The organism is Acidovorax sp. JMULE5 (assembly GCF_013376875.1).
GTDB classification, from domain to species: domain Bacteria; phylum Pseudomonadota; class Gammaproteobacteria; order Burkholderiales; family Burkholderiaceae_C; genus Acidovorax; species Acidovorax facilis.
Map to the genome: position 1 here is coordinate 4,238,759 of NZ_CP035951.1, position 16,952 is coordinate 4,255,710.

Here is a 16,952-nt window from a genome sequence, read left to right on the forward strand (position 1 = left end):
TCGACTGATGCCGTCTCACTTTCACCATGCCTGTGAATTCTTTCTTTCGCGTTCTTGCAACGCTTGTTCTGGCCCTTGCCGCCGCAGTCGGCTGCGTGGCTCTGCACACGCCCTTGCCCTGGATGATCGGCCCGTTGCTGGCGACTTCCGTCGTGTCGATCGCTGGCGGCCCTACGCAGAGCTGGGGGCCACTGCGCAATGCCGGGCAGTGGACCATTGGCGCAGCGCTGGGCCTTTATTTCACACCCCAGGTGGCGGCGCTGATCAGCGGGTTGTGGTGGGCCATCGTGCTGGGCATCGTGTGGGCGCTTTTTCTCGGCTGGCTGTTCGGTGCCTGGCTGTACAGGCTGCATGCACCGCGCATGCACGGTGTGCCTGCACCCATGCTGCGCGCCACCAGCTACTTCGCCGGTGCAATTGGTGCTGCGTCCGAGATGACCTTGCTGTCCGAGCGCGAGAACGCGCGCACCGACTTGGTTGCAGCCAGCCACAGCCTGCGCTTGCTGATCGTCACCGTGACGATACCGTTTGCCTTGCAGTGGACGGGTATGCACGGGCTGGACGTCCAGCCTGCGACCGCCAGGGCGGTAAGCCTGCCAGGGTTGGCGCTGATGACCCTGTTGACCGCGGCGGGTGCGGTTTTCATGGACCGGCTCGACCGCGCCAACCCTTGGTTCATGGGGGCTCTGCTGGTGTCCATGGGACTCACCATGGCCGGTGTCAGCCTGTCGGCGGTACCGCAGGCCATGGTGAATGCTGCGCAGCTGGTGATCGGCGTCAGTTTGGGGGTGCGTTTTCGTGCGGATTTCCTGCATACAGCGCCGCGCTGGCTCGTGTCCGTGGCGTTGGGCACACTGGTGCTGATGATCGCATGCGCGCTGTTCGCAAGCCTGCTCGCCTGGGCGACGGGGCTGCCCTGGGTTACTTTGCTGCTTGGCACCTCACCGGGCGGTATTGCCGAGATGGCCATCACGGCGAAAGTGCTGCAGCTGGGCGTTCCGCTGGTCACTGCGTTTCAGGTGTGCCGATTGATCGCCGTACTGACGTTGGTCGCTCCGCTCTATCGGCGCCTCTATCCTGCCCCTGTGTCCTGACCATGGGGCATCCCTCGCGGCACAATCCGAACCTTGTTGGTGTTGGGGATGGCCCTGGCCACCCTCTTTCACGTGTTCCCCTTCGAAGCACACCCCTGACCATGAGCATTCATTACAACTTTGGCATACGTCCCCCCCAAGCAACCAAGGCCCAGTTGGCCAAGTGGCTGGACCAGGCCATGCGAGCGCACCAGCAGGGAAGCCTGGCGCAGGCCAATCAGCTCTACAACACCATTTTGAAGAATGACCCGAAGAACTTCGGCGCTTTGCATATGCAAGGGGTGCTGGCCTACCAGGCGGGCCATTTGCAGATGGCGGTTGATCTGATTGGCCAGGCGATCAAGCAGGCCCCGGAGGACGCCGCGCCCTATGTCAATCGTGGGCTGGCATTGGGTGCCTTGAAGCGCCATGACGAAGCGCTTGCGCACTTTGAGCAAGCGATCAACCTGCGCCCGGAGTTTGCGGAGGCCTATGTCAACCAGGGGATCACGCTCAAGGATCTGTCTCGGCCCGCAGACGCTATTGCGAGCTATGACCAGGCCATCGCTCTCCAACCCAGCCTGGCGGCAGCCTACAACAATAAAGGTAATGCCCTGCGCCAGTTGGAGCGGCTGGGTGAAGCGCTGAAATGCTACGAGAAGGCGTTTGCCCTGAATGACCAGGATGTGGACGCCTGTCAGAACCTGGGGATGCTGCACGCTGATGCCGGTCGATCTGACGAGGCGTTGCAGTGCTTTGACCGGGTCATTGCCCGGAGGCCTCAGCATGCCGAGGCGCACAACGGCAAGGGCACTATCCTGGCGCAGCGGGAACAATGGACCGAAGCGATCAAGCATTTTGAATCAGCCACACAGGCCGATGGCACTTTGATTCAGGCGTACAAGAACCTGGGCTCGGCACGGGTTTGTCTCTTCCAGTTCGCCCAAGCGGCAGATGCTTTCCAGAAGGCTGCCCAGTTAAGCCCCCAGGACGTTGAAATCCAGTCGCTCTGGGCGCTTTCCTTGCTGGATGCGGGGCGTTATGCCGAGTCCCTGGCCCTGTACGACAAAGTGATTCGCATGGCGCCAGATAAGGTGGACCTGCACTACAACCGAGCCAACCTGCACATTCGGTTCAAACGGTATGAATCTGCTAGTGCAGACTATCTGAAGGCCTACAGCATCAACCCTGATATCAAGTACTTACTCGGAGACTTAGCGAACAGCCGTGTCAAAACCTGCGACTGGCAACATCTGGCAGATGATCTTGAGCGGTGTGAGAAGAGTATTCGGGCGGGCGAGCTGAGTGTGCAGCCGTTTATCACTTTGGCGTTGTTCGATTTGCCAGAGCTTCAAAAGCAGGCAGCCCAAACTGCCGTGAAGTCTGAGTATCCCGAGTCGACAACCTTGGGCCTGATACCGGCACGCTCTACTGGGGGCAAGATTCGAGTTGGCTACTACTCCGCGAATTTGCATGGTCATGCCCTTGCCTATCTGATGGCGGAGCTGTTCGAGGTGCATGACCGTGATCGCTTTGAATGGTTTGCCTTTTCCTATGGACCTCCTCTAGAGGATGCGATGCGGCGTCGGCTGCGCCAAAGTTTTGACCATTTCATCGACGTGCGAGAGCTGAGCGCGGCGGAGATTGCACGGAGGTCGCGTGAGTTGGGCATTGACATTGCTGTGGATTTGATGGGTTTCACGCTGGATACCCGCTTCGACATCTTTGCCCATCGTTGCGCCCCTGTTCAGGTCAGCTACATGGGCTACCCCGGAACGACCGGAGCGGCCTACATGGACTATGTGATTGCTGACAGGGTGGTGATTCCGCCCGAGGCACAGGTCCATTTCACCGAAAAGCCGGTCTACATGCCGCATAGCTACCAGGTGAATGACTCGCAGCGTGCGATCAGTGATCGAGTGTTCACCCGTGAAGAATTGGGACTGCCTGCCTCCGGCGTAGTGTTTTGCTGCTTCAACAACAACCACAAGATTCTCCCGCCCGTGTTTGACAGCTGGATGCGCATCCTGGCGGCGGTGCCTGGCAGCGTGCTGTGGTTGTTTGAGGACAACCCCGCCGTCGCGACCAACCTGCGGCGCGAGGCGCAGGAGCGGGGTGTTGCAGCGCAGAGGCTGGTGTTTGCACAGCGCCTGCCTCTGAGCGAGCATCTGGCGCGCCACCGGTTGGCCGACCTGTTTCTGGATACCTTGCCCTACAACGCTCACACCACGGCCAGCGATGCGTTGTGGGCGGGTCTGCCGGTGCTCACGCGGCTGGGAGAATCGTTTGCGGCGCGAGTGGCGGCCAGCCTGCTACATGCTGTGGGCCTGCCGGAGCTTGTGACCCACAGCGCCGCCGAATATGAAGCCCTGGCGATCTCGCTCGCCCAGGATCCTGCGCGCCTGAAGGCGCTGCGCGACAAACTCCAAGCGGAAAAAGCCCAGTCCCCCTTGTTCAACACCCACCAGTTTGCGCGTGATATCGAGGCTGCCTATCTGGCGATGCATGAACGGCACCTGCAGGGGCTGCCGCCCGAGGTGATTGAGGTGTGACAACTGGGGGCGCTGCCCCAGTCTGCCGAGAATGGAGGAGACCGATCTGGGCCTCCCGGGCCATCCAGGGATGGCTGCTGTGGAGGATGCGGTCAGTGCACCACGACCGGGTTCTGTGCCAGGCCCGCATAGCGGTCCAGCGCGTCTTCCACTTCTTCCTGTGTGGGGGTGTCGCGCTGCCAGGCCAGGATCTGCTCCTGGAACATCTCGGCCCAGGAGCCGTCCAGGTACACCTCTTTGCCGGAGCGCTTGTCCACGATTTCAAAGCCGTGGCGCGCGAGCTGGGGAACGGCGGGGGCGGTGTCGTTGAGCACCTGGGCGCTCTTTTTCTCCACGGCGTCGGGCAGCATGTGGACCACCACGAAGGATTCTGAGTCGTAGAGCATGTGCATCGTGTTCCCCTTGTCGATATAGATGTCAGATGACAGCGGGTGCGCAGAGTTCAAGTGGCACAGGCCAAGCCCGTGGCTTTTGTCCCCTTACCGATGCAGTATTTCATGAAAACCCGGTGCTTCCGGTTTCGCGAGTCTATTTTGGTGGGATGGCGCTCCTGCGCAACACTTTTTAACAAGACCCCTCCAGACCATCAAGGCGGGCCGCTGCGGCTCAATTGCAGGTCGGCGAAGTCGCCGTTGGCTTGGGTGAGCTTGATGCGTACCGGCAGATAACCCAGTGCGGGGGCCACCCACAGTTCGGCCTTCTGGTCGTAGTCCTTGCGGGGCAGGCGCTGCAACTTGAGGGTGGGCGTGGCGCCGGTGGGCAGGTCCAGTGTTTCTGCACCTTCGATGGTGAAGGTCCAGCGGTCGGCGCTGCGCGCGCTCACGGTGGTGAGCGTGATCTGGGTGCCGGTCACAAACCGGGTGGGATCGGCGGCGAGCAGGGCGCCGAGTTGGATGAACACACTCAACCGGTCCTGCACCCCCGGGCCCACGGTGGCGTCCGGCGTGTTGGCGCTGAAGGTGACCCGGCCCTTGGTGTAGTCGAAGTGCGCTGCCTGCTCGCTGCGCGACCGGTCCGAGAACCGCTCCGGCAGCAGCCCCTGGGCCGTGATCGCACCCACACTGCGCTGCGCCCGGGTGCCAACCAAAAACGCGCTGATCTCCTGCCGCGCCTCGTAGCGGCTGCCATCGTGCTGCCACAGCAGCTCGGCGCGGGCGCTGTAGGCAAACTTCTTGGCCTGCCCACTCACGTCAAACGCCAGCCGTGTAGGCGGGGGCAGGCGCACAGGCGGTGGTGCCGTGTTGGGCGTGTGGTCCGTGCCAGCCCCGGGCGGGGCGATGTCCACGCCTGTTGTGGCTTCAGAGGGGAGAGGCGCTGATGCTGCCTGGATTGGTGCCGATGCAGGGGACGCTGCCGGGGTGGGGAGCGTTTCCTCCACAACGGTCGAGACAGCTTCGGCGGGGGCGGCCAGCGCGACGTCTGCACCCGCCTCGGTGCTGGGGGCCGTGGCCTCGGTCGAGGGGGATGCAGGGGATGGCGCCTGGGCGGCCGGGGGCTGGGGTGTTGCCCGTGCCGGTGGTTTGGGGCGCGCGGGCGGCTTGGGCGCGACCGCAGGTTTCGGCGCCATGGGGGCAACGGCTGCCACAGCTGTCACAGCGGCGGCGGGCGGCAGCGGTGCCGCAATGCTGCGCGTGCTGAACACTTTGCCGACAGGCGACCCGGGGTTGTCCCACGCCAGCGGCACCCCGCTCAGCACCAGCCAGTGCAGGGCCAGCACCAGCGCAGTGATGAGAAAGAGCGCGCGCCGTGGCATCTACCTGCGTGCCGGGGCCGTCAGGCGCTGCCCGCGCCCAGATCACTGGAGAGCTGGGCCGCAGCCGCGCGCAGCGGCGCGTCGATGGCGCCGCCCCACTCGGGGTCGAAGGTGGCAATCGAGCCCAGCGTGGTGATGCCCAACTCCAGGTGGCCGTCCGCGTCAAACACGGGTGCGCAGAACGCCACGATGCCGGGCAGCAAGGTATCGACCACCCGCGCGGCACCGCGTTCGCGTACCTCGGCCAGCAGGGTGTTGACCTCGGTCATGGTCGAGGGCAGGTCGGTGCGGCGCATCTTCACGGCGCGGGCCAGCTCCTCCTTGAGCAGCGGCGCCACCACATCAGGCGCCATGTGCGCCGCAAAACAGCGGCCGGTGGCCGACGACAACAGCGGCATCACGTCACCCAGGCGCAGGTTGGCAGTGACAGCCTGGGGCGACTCCTCCCAGTGCACGATGGTGGGGCCGTGGTTGCCCCACACGGCCAGCGCCAGCGTGTGACCGATGGCTTCCATGAGTTCGGGCATGCGCTCGCGCGCCAGGCGCACGGCATCGAGCCGGGCCAGCGACGCCAGTCCCAGCTTGAGGGCGGCGGGGCCCAGGTCGTAGCGGGCGTTGCGCGGGTCTTGTGTGACCAGGCCCAGGCGCTGAAAGCTCACCAGATACCGGTGCGCCTTGGCCGCGCTCATGCCCGCCGAGGCCGCCACATCCTTGAGCATGAGCGGCCCGCGCGAGCGTGTCAGCCCCTCCAGCAGGGCAAAACCCACCTCGACCGATTGAATTCCTGCACGTTCTTTGTCCATGTGCACTAAAATTTGCGAGTTTTGTTTAGTTAAATCAATTTACCCAAGCGTAATTCGTGTTGGGTGAAGACTTTCAACCCCTTGAGACAAAGGTCCTGCCACCATGAAACTCGCTACCTACAAAGACGGCTCGCGCGACGGCCAACTGGTTGTCGTCTCCCGCGACCTGGGCACAGCCCATTATGCGACCGGCATTGCCAGCAAGCTGCAGCAGGCGCTGGACGACTGGGGCTTCATCTCGCCCCAGCTGCAGGACCTGTACGACCAGCTCAACAGCGGCCGCGCACGCCACGCCTTTCCGTTTGACCCCAAGCAGTGCATGGCCCCGCTGCCCCGCGCCTACCAGTGGGCGGATGGCTCGGCCTACATCAACCACGTCGAACTGGTGCGAAAAGCGCGCAACTCCGAAGTGCCTGAGAGCTTCTACACCGACCCGCTGATGTACCAGGGCGGCAGCGACGACTTCATTGGCCCCTGCGACGACGTGGTGGTGCCCAGCGAAGCCATGGGCATCGACTTCGAGGCCGAGATCGCCGTCATCACCGGCGACGTAAAGATGGGCACGAACGCCGACCAGGCGCTGGACGGCATCCGCCTGGTGATGATTGCCAACGACGTGAGCCTGCGCAACCTGATCCCGGCCGAACTGGCCAAGGGTTTCGGCTTCTTCCAGTCCAAGCCCGCCACCGCCTTCGGCCCCGTGGCCGTGACGCTGGACGAGCTGGGCGACGCCTGGGACCATGGCCGCGTCAACCTCACCGTGCAATCCACCTGGAACGGCCGCAAGGTCGGCATGTGCGACGCCGGCCCGGAGATGACCTTCCACTTCGGCCAGTTGATCGCCCACGTGGCCAAGACGCGCAACCTGCGCGCCGGCTCCATCATCGGCAGCGGCACCGTGAGCAACAAAGGTATCACCGACGCCAACGGCCGCACCGAATGGCCCAAGGGCTACAGCTGCATCGCCGAAAAGCGCTGCATCGAGACCATCCAAGACGGCAAGCCCAGCACCGAATTCATGAAGTTCGGCGACACCATCCGCATCGAAATCAAGGGCAAGGACGGCGCGAGCATCTTTGGCGCCATCGACCAAGCGATTGCCGCACCCGAGGCCTGATGTGCTGTGGGGGCCGCTGCACAGTGCGGCGGCAGGCACCAAACCTGCCCGTGCCACTCCGTCCGTTGGGGCTGAGTCCGTCGAAGCCTGGGCAGTGCAGGACACAGTCTTCGGTAGGCACAAGGCGTGAAGGTGCCAAGATGCATCGATAGCGGAAAAATTCAAGCAAAAAAAGGCTCTAGCGCTTATTGGATAGGCGCTAGAAGCTATCAATTCGATAGTTAGATTTAGGAGACAACCCCATGCAACGCAGAACCCTCTTGTCCGCCCTGGCCGCCGCAGGCGCCACCACCGCCGCGCCCTGGGCCACCGCCCAATCCACCTGGCCCGACCAGCCCCTGCGCTGGATAGTGCCGTACCCGGCCGGCGGCGGCACCGACGTGCTGGCCCGTACCGTGGCCGAGGCTATGCGCCAGACGCTGGGCCAGCAGATCATTGTGGACAACCGCCCCGGCGCCTCCACCAACATCGGCGGCCAGGCCGTGGCCACGGCCAAACCCGACGGCTACACCTTCATGTCGGCCGACAACGCCATCCTGGCCTACAACGAACACCTGTTCACCAAGCTGCCGTTCAACCCCGAAAAGGACTTCACCTACGTGGGCGGCATCAGCCGCTTTCCGCTGGCGCTGGTGGTGCATCCGGCGTTTGAAGCCAAGACGGTGAAGGAATTCCTCGCCTACGCGCGCGCCAACCCCGGCAAACTCAACTACGCGTCGCCCGGCAATGGTTCGCCGCACCACCTGGCGATGGAGATGTTCAAGAACCGCACCAAGACCTTCCTCACCCACATCCCCTACCGCGGCGCGGCGCCTGCGCTGCAGGACGTGATGGGCGGCCAGGTGCCGTGCATGTTTCTGGACCTCGCCGCCGGCCTGCCCGTGATCACCTCGGGCAAGGTGCGCGCGCTGGCCATTGGCTCGGCCAAGCGCGTGGCCGCGCTGCCGGACGTGCCCACCTTGGCCGAAGCCGGTGTGCCCAACACCGAGGTATTTGCGTTCCAGGGCATCCTGACGCCCGCCGGTCTGCCCGCTGCGATCACGGCGCGCCTGAACGGCGACCTGAACAAGGCCCTGCTCAACCCCGCCGTGGTCAAGCGCATGGCCGACTTCGGCATGGAAGCCCTGCCCGGTACGCCCGAGCAGTTCCGCGCCATGGCACGCTCCGAGTCCAAGCGCTGGGGCGAGATCATCAAGGCGGCAGGCGTGAAGCTGGACTGATCACGCAGCACTCAGTGCACAGGGCCGTGCACCGGGTGGCCTCGCCTTGCCGGGCCTGGCCACCCTTCAGCCTTGCAGGCACATCTAACATCTATTCAGGCAGGTGGCACACCGCCTCGATGTTGTTGCCTTCCGGGTCAATCACAAAAGCGCCGTAATAGTGCGCGTGGTAGTCGGGCCGCAGGCCGGGGGCTCCGTTGTCCTTGCCGCCCGCCGCAAGGGCGGCGGCATAAAAAGCATCCACTTGCGCCCGGTTCTGGGCGCGCCATGCAAGGTGGCAGCCCGTAGTCGCGGGCGGGCCGCCGTAGGGCGAGGGGCCGTCGATGAACCACACATCCGCCTTCTTGCCGTCGGGCTCGGACGGAGCCGGGTAGGCATAGCCCAGCATGTTGGAGCCGTAGTTGCCTTCAAAACACAGGCTGTAGCCCAAAGGCGCGAGGGCTGCGGTGTAGAACGCCTTGGTGCGGGCGATGTCGGTGACGCGGAAGGTCATGTGGTCCAGCATGGGAGGGACTCCTAGGGTTGTTGTGTGCGGTTTTATATCTGAAATACTGATATTAAACACAGTATTTTTCATCTGGATACAGAACTCACCGCAGCCTCAAAGGCCGCCCCGCCCATGCCTCGGACTCATCGGACTGGCGCTCTTCAGGTCCACCCCTCCAGCACCAGCTTGCCCCGCGCCTTGCCGCTCTCGATGAGCGCATGGGCGCGCTTCAGATTCGCCGCGTTGATGCTGCCAACGCGCTGGTCCAGCGTGGTGCGGATCAGGCCCGCATCCACCAGCTGCGCCACCTCGGTCAGCAGGCGGTGCTGGCCGATCATGTCGTCCGTGCCAAACAGCGCGCGGGTGAACATCAGCTCCCAGTGCACCGACACCGACTTGCGCTTGAACTTCGTCACGTCAAGCGAGATGGGGTCGTCGATCAGTGCGAACTGGCCTTGCGGCGCGATGGCCTCCACGATCTGGTCGAAGTGTGCGTCGGTCTGCGTGAGGCTCACGATGATGTCCACCATAGGGTGGCCGATGCGCGCCAGCTCTTGCGTGAGCGGCTGGCTGTGGTCGATGACGTGGTGGGCGCCCAGGTCCCGCACCCACTGTTGCGTTTCGGGGCGCGATGCCGTGCCGATGATCGTGAGGCTGGTGAGCCGCGCCGCCAGCTGCGTGAGGATGGAGCCCACGCCGCCGCTCGCGCCGATGATGAACAGGGTCTTGTTGGTGGGCTGCTTGCCAGGGCCCACACCCAGGCGGTCAAACAGCAGCTCCCACGCGGTGATGGTGGTCAGCGGCAGCGCGGCGGCCTCGGCAAAGTCCAGCGACTTCGGCGCGTGGCCCACGATGCGCTCGTCCACCAGGTGCAGCTCGCTGTTGGTGCCGGGGCGGGCGATGGAGCCCGCGTACCAGACGCGGTCGCCGGGCCGGAACAGCGTCACATCGGGGCCCACGGCGCGCACGATGCCGCTGGCATCCCAGCCCAGCACCTTGTAGTCGGGGCCGTCACCGCTGCGAGAGCTGCTTTTGCGCACCTTGGTGTCCACGGGGTTCACCGAGACGGCATGCACCTCCACCAGCAGGTCGCGGCCGGTGGCCACGGGGTCGGCTTGGGTGATGTCGAGCAGCGACTCGGGGTGGTCGATCGGGTGGGCGGTTTGGTAGCCGATGGCTTTCATGGGGTGGTCCTGGGTCTAAAAATGAGATGCCTCGATGATTGGTCTTGCGGGTTTGTTTTTAAATGGGTGGATAGTTGAATGAATATTCAATCAATGTTTGAAAATAAAGCCGACAACACCTGAAGTCGTCATGAAAAGCCTTCAAGACCTGGACATCTTTGTGCGCACCGTGGACAGCGGCAGCCTGTCTGCTACGGCCAGGGCGCTGGACCTGACCCCGGCGGCGGCCAGCGCGGCGCTCAAGCGGCTGGAGGCTGAGCTGGGCGTGCTGCTGTTTGTGCGCTCCACGCGCAGCCTGCGGCTCACGCCCGAGGGCGCGTTGTTTCTGGAGCACTGCCGCCCCGCGCTGGCCGCGCTGCAGCAGGTGCAGGGGCAGCTGGCCAGTGGCCGGGCGGGTGCGCTGAGCGGCACACTGCAGCTGGCGGCGCCGTCGGACCTGGGGCGCAATGTGCTGCTGCCTTGGCTGGACGCATTCCAGACCCAGCACCCGGGCATCGCCGTGCGTTTGCAACTGTCGGACCGCATGGCCAACGTGTACAGCGAGCCGGTGGACGCCGCCTTTCGCTATGGCAAGCCCCAGGATTCGGGCCTGGTGGCGCTGCCGCTGGCGGCCGAGCACCGGCGCGTGCTGTGTGCGGCCCCGGCCTACCTGGCGGCCCACGGCGCGCCCCCTACCCCCCATGCGCTGGTGGACCATGACTGCCTGTGCTTCATGCTGGGCGAGGACGTGCATGACCGCTGGCGGTTCTGGGATGCGGCGGGCCAGGAGGCGCAGGTGCGCGTGCGCAGCCACAACGTGGCCAACGACGGCGATGCCGTGCGCCGCTGGGCCGTGCTGGGGCGCGGCATTGCCTACAAGTCGTACTTTGACGTGGCGCACGACCTGGCCGCAGGCCGTCTGGTGCCACTGTGCACCGACTGGACCACCGAGGCGGTCCCGCTGTTTTTGGTGGCCCCCAGCCGCAGGCAGCTCACACCGCTGGTGCGTGCGCTGCGCGACTTCGTGGCCGCGCGGCTGCAGGCGTTGTTGCTGCAGCAAGAGGTGGAGTCCTGACCTTTGCCTGTCGCGTGCAAGGGGGAGGGGGAAAGGGTGGGGCGCACCACCGGCCGCCAATCGGTGGTCCGGATTCAGCGAGTGCCCGGGGCGGAGCGGTTTTACGCTTTGGCTGGAGTAGGGCGCCCTGCCATCGCTCGCCCGGCTGGTGGCGCATCTGGCGCCCGGCACTTCTCCCCAACACCCAAAGGCATCTTCATGAATATCGTTCTTTTGCACGGCAGCTGGCATGGCGCCTGGTGTTGGCACAAAGTGGTCCCGCTGCTGCAGGCCCGGGGGCACCAGGTGCATGTGCCTGACCTGCCCGCCCATGGCCGCCACTGGCGGGTGGCGCGGGGGCGCACCACGCTCTCGGCCATGGCGGCGCATGTGTGCCGGGTGCTCGATGCGCTGGACGGCCCGGCGCTCATCGTGGCGCACAGCCGGGGCGGCATTGTGGCGTCCACAGTGGCCGAGCAGCGGCACCATAAGCTGGTGGGTGTGACCTACCTGGCCGCTTACATGCTGCGCCATGGCGAGCGGGTGACCGACTTCTTCCGCCAGGACAAGGCCTCGCTGGTGGCGCGCCACATCCATGTCAGCCGCAGCACCTTGACCGACCACCTGGCGCCCGAGGCCTACCGCCCCGCGCTTTACGCCGACTGCTCGGACGCCGACGTGGCGCTGGCCCAGGCGCTGCTCACGCCCGAGCCCTCGTTGCCCGCACTCACCCGGCTTGCGCTGACGGCGCCGCGCTACGGCAGCGTGCCCCGGCACTACATCGAGCTGACGCAGGACCGGGCCGTGACCATCGAGCTGCAGCGCAAGATGATCGCGGCCTCGCCTTGCGCCACGGTGTCATCCATCGAGGCGAGCCACTCTGCGTATTTCTCGCAACCCCAGCGGCTGGCGGACACCGTGCACCAGATTGCCGGTTTCCGCTGACGGGTCCGGGATGAGCGCGGCGGCCGGAGGGCTATCGCCCACGCGACGCCGCCGGGGCGCGGGTGCGCCGCACAATGCGACCCCCAACGGCGCATGCGCCGGCCTTGCCCAGAAAGACCCCCATGCTGAACTTCGACTTCCACAACCCCACCCACATCGCCTTCGGCCAGGGCCGCATTGCCGACCTGGCCAAGCTCGTGCCCGCTGCCGCCAAGGTGCTGATCCTGGTGGGCGGCGCCAGCGCCGAGAAGACCGGCACGCTGGCCGAGGTGCGCGCCGCGCTGGGCGAGCGCCAGCACGCCACCTTTAGCGGCATCGAGCCCAACCCCAGCTTTGAGACCTCCATGAAGGCCGTGGCGCAGATCCGCGAAGGTGGTTTTGACTTTCTGCTCGCTGTGGGCGGTGGATCGGTGATCGACGCCACCAAGTTCATCGCGGCCGCCGTGCTGTTCGAGGGTGGCGACCCCTGGGCCATCCTCGAAAAACATGGCCGCAACGTGAAGGGCGCCATGCCATTCGGCGCCGTGCTCACGCTGCCCGCCACCGGTTCGGAGATGAACAACGGCGGTGTCATCACCCACCGTGCCAAGGGCGCCAAGCTGGCCTTTGGCAGCAACCACACCTACCCCGTGTTCTCGGTGCTCGACCCCACCAAGACCTACACCCTGCCGCCCCAGCAGCTGGCCAACGGCGTGGTCGATGCGTTTGTGCACACGGTGGAGCAGTACCTCACCTACCCCGTCAACGCGCCCGTGCAGGACCGCTTTGCCGAAGGCATCCTGCAGACGCTGATCGAGGTGGGCCCGCGCCTGCTGACTGCCCCCGAGCCCGTGTACGACGACCGCGCCAACCTGATGTGGACCGCCACCCTGGCGCTCAACGGCCTGATCGGCGCGGGTGTGCCGCAGGACTGGGCCACACACATGATCGGCCACGAGCTGACGGCGCTGCACGGCATCGACCACGCGCGCACGCTGGCCATCGTGCTGCCCGCGCTGCTGAACGAGCGCCGGGTGGCCAAGCGCGCCAAGCTGCTGCAGTACGGCGAGCGCGTGTGGGGCCTCACCAGCGGCACCGATGACGAACGCATCACCGCCGCCATCGCGCGCACGCGCGACTTCTTCGAAAGCATGGGCATCGCCACGCGCCTGTCGGGCTACGGCCTGGGCGCCGACACCGTGAACGCGGTGGTGTCGCAGCTGGAAGCGCATGGCATGGTGACCCTGGGCGAACAGCGCGAGATCACGCCCGCCGTGAGCCGCCGCATCCTCGAAGCCGCGCTGTAAGCCGCCGTCGAGCGGGAGGGCGGGCATGCGTTCGCCCTTCCCGCTGTGCATTTCGCGCCGTGCAGCCGCGTTTCGTCGCAGGGCGCTGGAGCCTGCAGCGGGCGCTGCCTACAGTGCCGTCAAGCCGCCACCCCGGGCGGCCATTGACGAAAGGCGCACCGTGACCCTCATCCTCTTCCTGGCCCTCCGCTCTGCATGGCGCAAGGCCCGTGTCCCGCTGCTGGCGGCTTTTGTTGCGATGCTGGCCTGGGCCACCCCGGCATCGGCGCAATATGCCGGGCTGCGCACCCTGGTGGTCCCGGGTGCCGAGCCCGTGACCGTGGCCTTGTACTACCCCACGCCCGCCGTGGCACGCACCCAGCCCATGGGCCCCTGGCGGCCCGTGGTCACGCCGGGGGCGCCGGTGGCCGCTGCGCCCCTCAAGGGACTGATCCTCATCTCGCACGGCACGGGCGGCCATGAACTGGGCCACCACAACCTGGCCACACGCCTGGCGGCCGACGGTTATCTGGTGGCGGCGCTGCGCCACCCGGGCGACAACTGGGAAGACCGGTCGATGATCACCTCGGGCCGCTACTTCAGCGAACGCCCCCGCCAGGTGAGCCGCGTGCTGGACGCACTGCTGGCCCACCCCGAATGGGGCCCCCGCATTCCCGCCGGGCGCATCGGCGCCGTGGGGCACTCGGCCGGTGGCTACACCGTGCTGGCCCTGGCCGGTGCACAGGCCGAACCGGCCCGTGCCGTGCAGCATTGCCGCAGCGTGGCGGACGACCCGGGCTTCTGCAGCCTGGGCAAGCTCACTGCGGCCCCGGCCGCCAGCAGTGCCAGCAGCCCCGTGGCTCCAGTGTCTTCAGCGGTCGGCCCGCAGGACGGCCCGCTGGTCTCGGTGGCCGACCCCCGCATCCGCGCCGTGGTGGCCCTCGCGCCCATGGCCGTGGTGTTGACGCCCCAGAGCCTGGCCGCCATCACCGTGCCGGTGAAGCTGGTCATGGCCGAGCGCGACGTGGTGCTGCTGGGCAAGTACCACGGCCAGCATGTGGCGGCCCACTTGCCCGGGGTGGACGCGAGTACCGTGCCCGGCGCCGGGCACTTTGCCTTCATGGCCCAGTCCGCCTGGCCTCTGCCATCGGACGCAGGCGACGCTGCCGCCAACCCCGAGGGCTTCGACCGGGTGGCCTACCACGCCACTCTGGAGAACCAGGTGGCGGAGTTTCTGGGGCGGCAGTGGCGGTGAGTGCAGCGGATTTTTAAGAAAAATGGCCGTCTGCGCGCAGTAGGCATGCCTTTTTTGCTATATAAATAATAGCAAACTATAGACTGCCGAAGCCGTTCAGGCGGGCAGCGCCGCCTCGGTGGGGCATGCCTCCACCTGCACCAGGCAGTCATAAAACGTGGGCGCCCGGCCCAGGTCCGTCAGCGCCTGGCTGGTCACCTCGTTCACGTTGGTGCCTTCCAGTCCCATCTTGCGCCACCAGATGCCCAGGCCGTTCACAACCCCGGGCCGCGCGCGGCGCGAGACGGTGGCGTGGCACAGGTAGCTGCCCCGGTCGTTGAACACGCGCACCACCGCATCGTTGGCAATGCCCCGTGCCTCGGCGTCGTCGGGGTGGATCTCCAGCACGGGGCGGCCCTCGATGTTACGCAGGCTCTGCACGTTCACGAAGGTGGAGTTCAAAAAGTTGCGCGCGGGCGGCGAGATCATGGCCAGCGGGTAACGCGCATCCGTGCCCTGCAGCTCGTAGTTGGGCAGGTGGTCGGGCAGGCCGTCCAGGCCCTGCGCCGCCAGGCGGGCGCTGTAGAACTCGCAGCGGCCCGACGGCGTGGGGAAGTGGCCCTCGGCAAACGGCGCATCGGGAATGGCCAGCGTGGCAAAGCCTTGCGATTCCAGCAGCGCGTAGTCCACGGCGTCGCCAAACGCCTGGCGGCACAGGGCCTCGTCGCTATCGGCAAAGCCGGGCTCGGTGAAGCCCATGCGGGCCGCCAGGTCGCGGAAGATCTGCGCATTGCTGCGCGTCTGGCCCTGCGGCGCAATGGCGGGGCGGTTGAGCAGCACGTCGGTGTGCCCGTAGCTCAGGTGCACGTCCCAGTGCTCCAGCTGCGTGGTGGCGGGCAGGATGTAGTCGGCGTAGTCGGCCGTGTCGGTGCGGAAGTGTTCCAGCACCACGGTGAACAAATCCTCGCGTGCAAAGCCCTGCACCACCTTGCCCGAGTCGGGCGCCACGGCCACGGGGTTACTGTTGTAGACCACGATAGCTTCCACCTTCGGGCCGAACGCGGGCGCGGCATCGCGCAGCAGGTCGTCGCCAATGGTGGACATGTTGATGGTGCGCGGCGTCTTGGCGGGCATCAGCTCGGGCATTTGCAGCACGCCGCGCTGTGCCGGAAACTGGCCCGAGCTGGACAGCAGCACACCGCCCGCGCGGTGGCGCCAAGCGCCGGTGAGCGCGGGCAGGCAGGCCACGGCGCGCACCGCATTGCCGCCGCCGCGCACGCGCTGCATGCCGTAGTTCAGGCGGATGGCGGCGGGCTTCGTGGTGCCGTAGTCCTTGGCGAGCTGGCGGATCTGCTCCACCGGAATGCCGCACACCTCGGCCGCGCGCTCGGGCGGCCATTGCAGGGCGCGCTCGCGCAATTGCTCCCAGCCCAGTGTGTGGCGGGCGATGTAGTCGTGGTCCAGCCAGTCATGGGCGATCAGCTCGTGCATCAGCGCCAGGGCCAGCGCGGCGTCGGTGCCGGGGCGCAGCTGGATGTGCTCCTGGCACTTGTCGGCCGTCTCGCTCTTGCGCGGGTCGATGCATACCAGCCGCGCACCATTGCGTTTGGCCTGCTGCGCATAGCGCCAGAAGTGCAGGTTGCTGCCGATGGAGTTGCTGCCCCAGATGAGGATGAGCTGCGATTCGGCGAAGAACTCCACCTTCATGCCCACCTTGCCACCCAGGGTCTGCACCAAGGCCTCGGCCCCGGCCGATGCGCAGATGGTGCGGTCCAGCTGCGAAGCGCCCAGCTTGTGGAAGAAGCGCCGGTCCATGCTTTCGCCCTGCACCATGCCCATGGTGCCCGCGTAGCTGTAGGGCAGGATGGCCTCGGGCGCGCGGGCGGCGATGGCCTGCAGGCGCTGGGCGATATCGCTCAATGCCTCGTCCCAGCTCACGGGGGCGAACTGCCCGTTGCCCTTGGGGCCGGTGCGCTTGAGCGGGGTGAGCACGCGCTCGGGGTGGTAGGTGCGCTCGGTGTACTTGCTCACCTTGGCGCACAGTGCGCCGTCGGTGTGGCGGTGCTCGGGGTTGCCCTGCACGCGGGTGGCCACGCCCTGCTCGTCCACGGTGGTGAGCAGCGCGCAGGTGTCGGGGCAATCGTGCGGGCAGGCGCCGCGCACCTGAATCGGTGTGGTTTGAATGGGATTGGCGGCGGAGGGCGTGGACATATGCGGGCTGATCGTTAAACTGCCGTGAGGGTTGGAACCGGCGTGCATACCCTTGCGGCTGGGCCAAAGAGGCTG

The 16,952-nt window shown here is 66.1% G+C and carries 14 protein-coding genes; 8 read left to right on the top strand and 6 right to left on the bottom strand.

Annotation, left to right across the window (positions count from 1 at the left end; all coding sequences use genetic code 11):
- Positions 1-26: 26 nt before the first annotated feature.
- Together EXV95_RS19290 and EXV95_RS19295 are read left to right on the top strand one after the other, a co-directional pair.
- Complete coding sequence (locus tag EXV95_RS19290; protein WP_176888078.1) at positions 27-1,094, top strand: AbrB family transcriptional regulator; 1,068 nt, start codon at positions 27-29, stop codon at positions 1,092-1,094.
- A gap of 101 nt (positions 1,095-1,195) precedes the next feature.
- Positions 1,196-3,625: a tetratricopeptide repeat protein gene (locus tag EXV95_RS19295; protein ID WP_176888079.1), complete on the top strand. Its 2,430-nt coding sequence runs from the start codon at positions 1,196-1,198 to the stop codon at positions 3,623-3,625.
- A 92-nt stretch (positions 3,626-3,717) separates the two neighbouring features.
- Here the strand turns inward: EXV95_RS19295 and EXV95_RS19300 are convergent, their stop codons facing one another.
- The 3 genes from EXV95_RS19300 to EXV95_RS19310 form a co-directional block, all read right to left on the bottom strand.
- Positions 3,718-4,017 (bottom strand): DUF3567 domain-containing protein, encoded by a 300-nt coding sequence (locus tag EXV95_RS19300; RefSeq protein WP_055392879.1) that lies wholly within the window; start codon positions 4,015-4,017, stop codon positions 3,718-3,720.
- Positions 4,018-4,211: 194 nt separating this feature from the next.
- Positions 4,212-5,378, bottom strand: a complete 1,167-nt coding sequence (locus EXV95_RS19305; RefSeq protein ID WP_176888080.1) for a DUF3108 domain-containing protein — start codon at positions 5,376-5,378, stop codon at positions 4,212-4,214.
- 20 nt (positions 5,379-5,398) lie between these two features.
- Complete coding sequence (locus tag EXV95_RS19310; protein ID WP_055396937.1) at positions 5,399-6,181, bottom strand: IclR family transcriptional regulator; 783 nt, start codon at positions 6,179-6,181, stop codon at positions 5,399-5,401.
- Between the two features lie 103 nt (positions 6,182-6,284).
- Here EXV95_RS19310 and EXV95_RS19315 point away from each other — a divergent pair, with 103 nt between their 5' ends.
- Both EXV95_RS19315 and EXV95_RS19320 read left to right on the top strand, forming a co-directional pair.
- The gene (locus EXV95_RS19315; RefSeq protein ID WP_176888081.1) at positions 6,285-7,298 is read left to right on the top strand and encodes a fumarylacetoacetate hydrolase family protein; all 1,014 of its coding nucleotides are present in this window, start codon (positions 6,285-6,287) and stop codon (positions 7,296-7,298) included.
- 242 nt (positions 7,299-7,540) lie between these two features.
- On the top strand, positions 7,541-8,518 hold the full coding sequence (locus EXV95_RS19320; protein ID WP_176888082.1) for a tripartite tricarboxylate transporter substrate binding protein: 978 nt from the start codon (positions 7,541-7,543) through the stop codon (positions 8,516-8,518).
- 91 nt (positions 8,519-8,609) lie between these two features.
- Here the strand turns inward: EXV95_RS19320 and EXV95_RS19325 are convergent, their stop codons facing one another.
- Together EXV95_RS19325 and EXV95_RS19330 are read right to left on the bottom strand one after the other, a co-directional pair.
- The gene (locus EXV95_RS19325; protein WP_176888083.1) at positions 8,610-9,023 is read right to left on the bottom strand and encodes a VOC family protein; all 414 of its coding nucleotides are present in this window, start codon (positions 9,021-9,023) and stop codon (positions 8,610-8,612) included.
- A gap of 143 nt (positions 9,024-9,166) precedes the next feature.
- The gene (locus tag EXV95_RS19330) at positions 9,167-10,189 is read right to left on the bottom strand and encodes a zinc-binding alcohol dehydrogenase family protein (RefSeq protein WP_176888084.1); all 1,023 of its coding nucleotides are present in this window, start codon (positions 10,187-10,189) and stop codon (positions 9,167-9,169) included.
- 130 nt (positions 10,190-10,319) lie between these two features.
- Between EXV95_RS19330 and EXV95_RS19335 the strand changes: the two genes are divergently transcribed.
- The 4 genes from EXV95_RS19335 to EXV95_RS19350 all read left to right on the top strand — a co-directional run bounded on the left by EXV95_RS19335 (position 10,320) and on the right by EXV95_RS19350 (position 14,687).
- Positions 10,320-11,243, top strand: coding sequence for a LysR family transcriptional regulator (locus EXV95_RS19335; protein ID WP_176888085.1), 924 nt, complete (start codon positions 10,320-10,322; stop codon positions 11,241-11,243).
- A 198-nt stretch (positions 11,244-11,441) separates the two neighbouring features.
- Entirely contained in the window at positions 11,442-12,167 is a 726-nt protein-coding gene (locus tag EXV95_RS19340; protein WP_082437373.1) for an alpha/beta fold hydrolase, read from the top strand.
- Positions 12,168-12,289: 122 nt separating this feature from the next.
- Positions 12,290-13,453: an iron-containing alcohol dehydrogenase gene (locus EXV95_RS19345; protein ID WP_176888086.1), complete on the top strand. Its 1,164-nt coding sequence runs from the start codon at positions 12,290-12,292 to the stop codon at positions 13,451-13,453.
- Between the two features lie 25 nt (positions 13,454-13,478).
- Positions 13,479-14,687, top strand: coding sequence for a hypothetical protein (locus EXV95_RS19350; RefSeq protein WP_176888087.1), 1,209 nt, complete (start codon positions 13,479-13,481; stop codon positions 14,685-14,687).
- A 96-nt stretch (positions 14,688-14,783) separates the two neighbouring features.
- Here EXV95_RS19350 and EXV95_RS19355 read toward each other — a convergent pair whose 3' ends face one another.
- Positions 14,784-16,877, bottom strand: a complete 2,094-nt coding sequence (locus EXV95_RS19355; RefSeq protein ID WP_176888088.1) for a molybdopterin-dependent oxidoreductase — start codon at positions 16,875-16,877, stop codon at positions 14,784-14,786.
- Positions 16,878-16,952 lie beyond the last annotated feature (75 nt).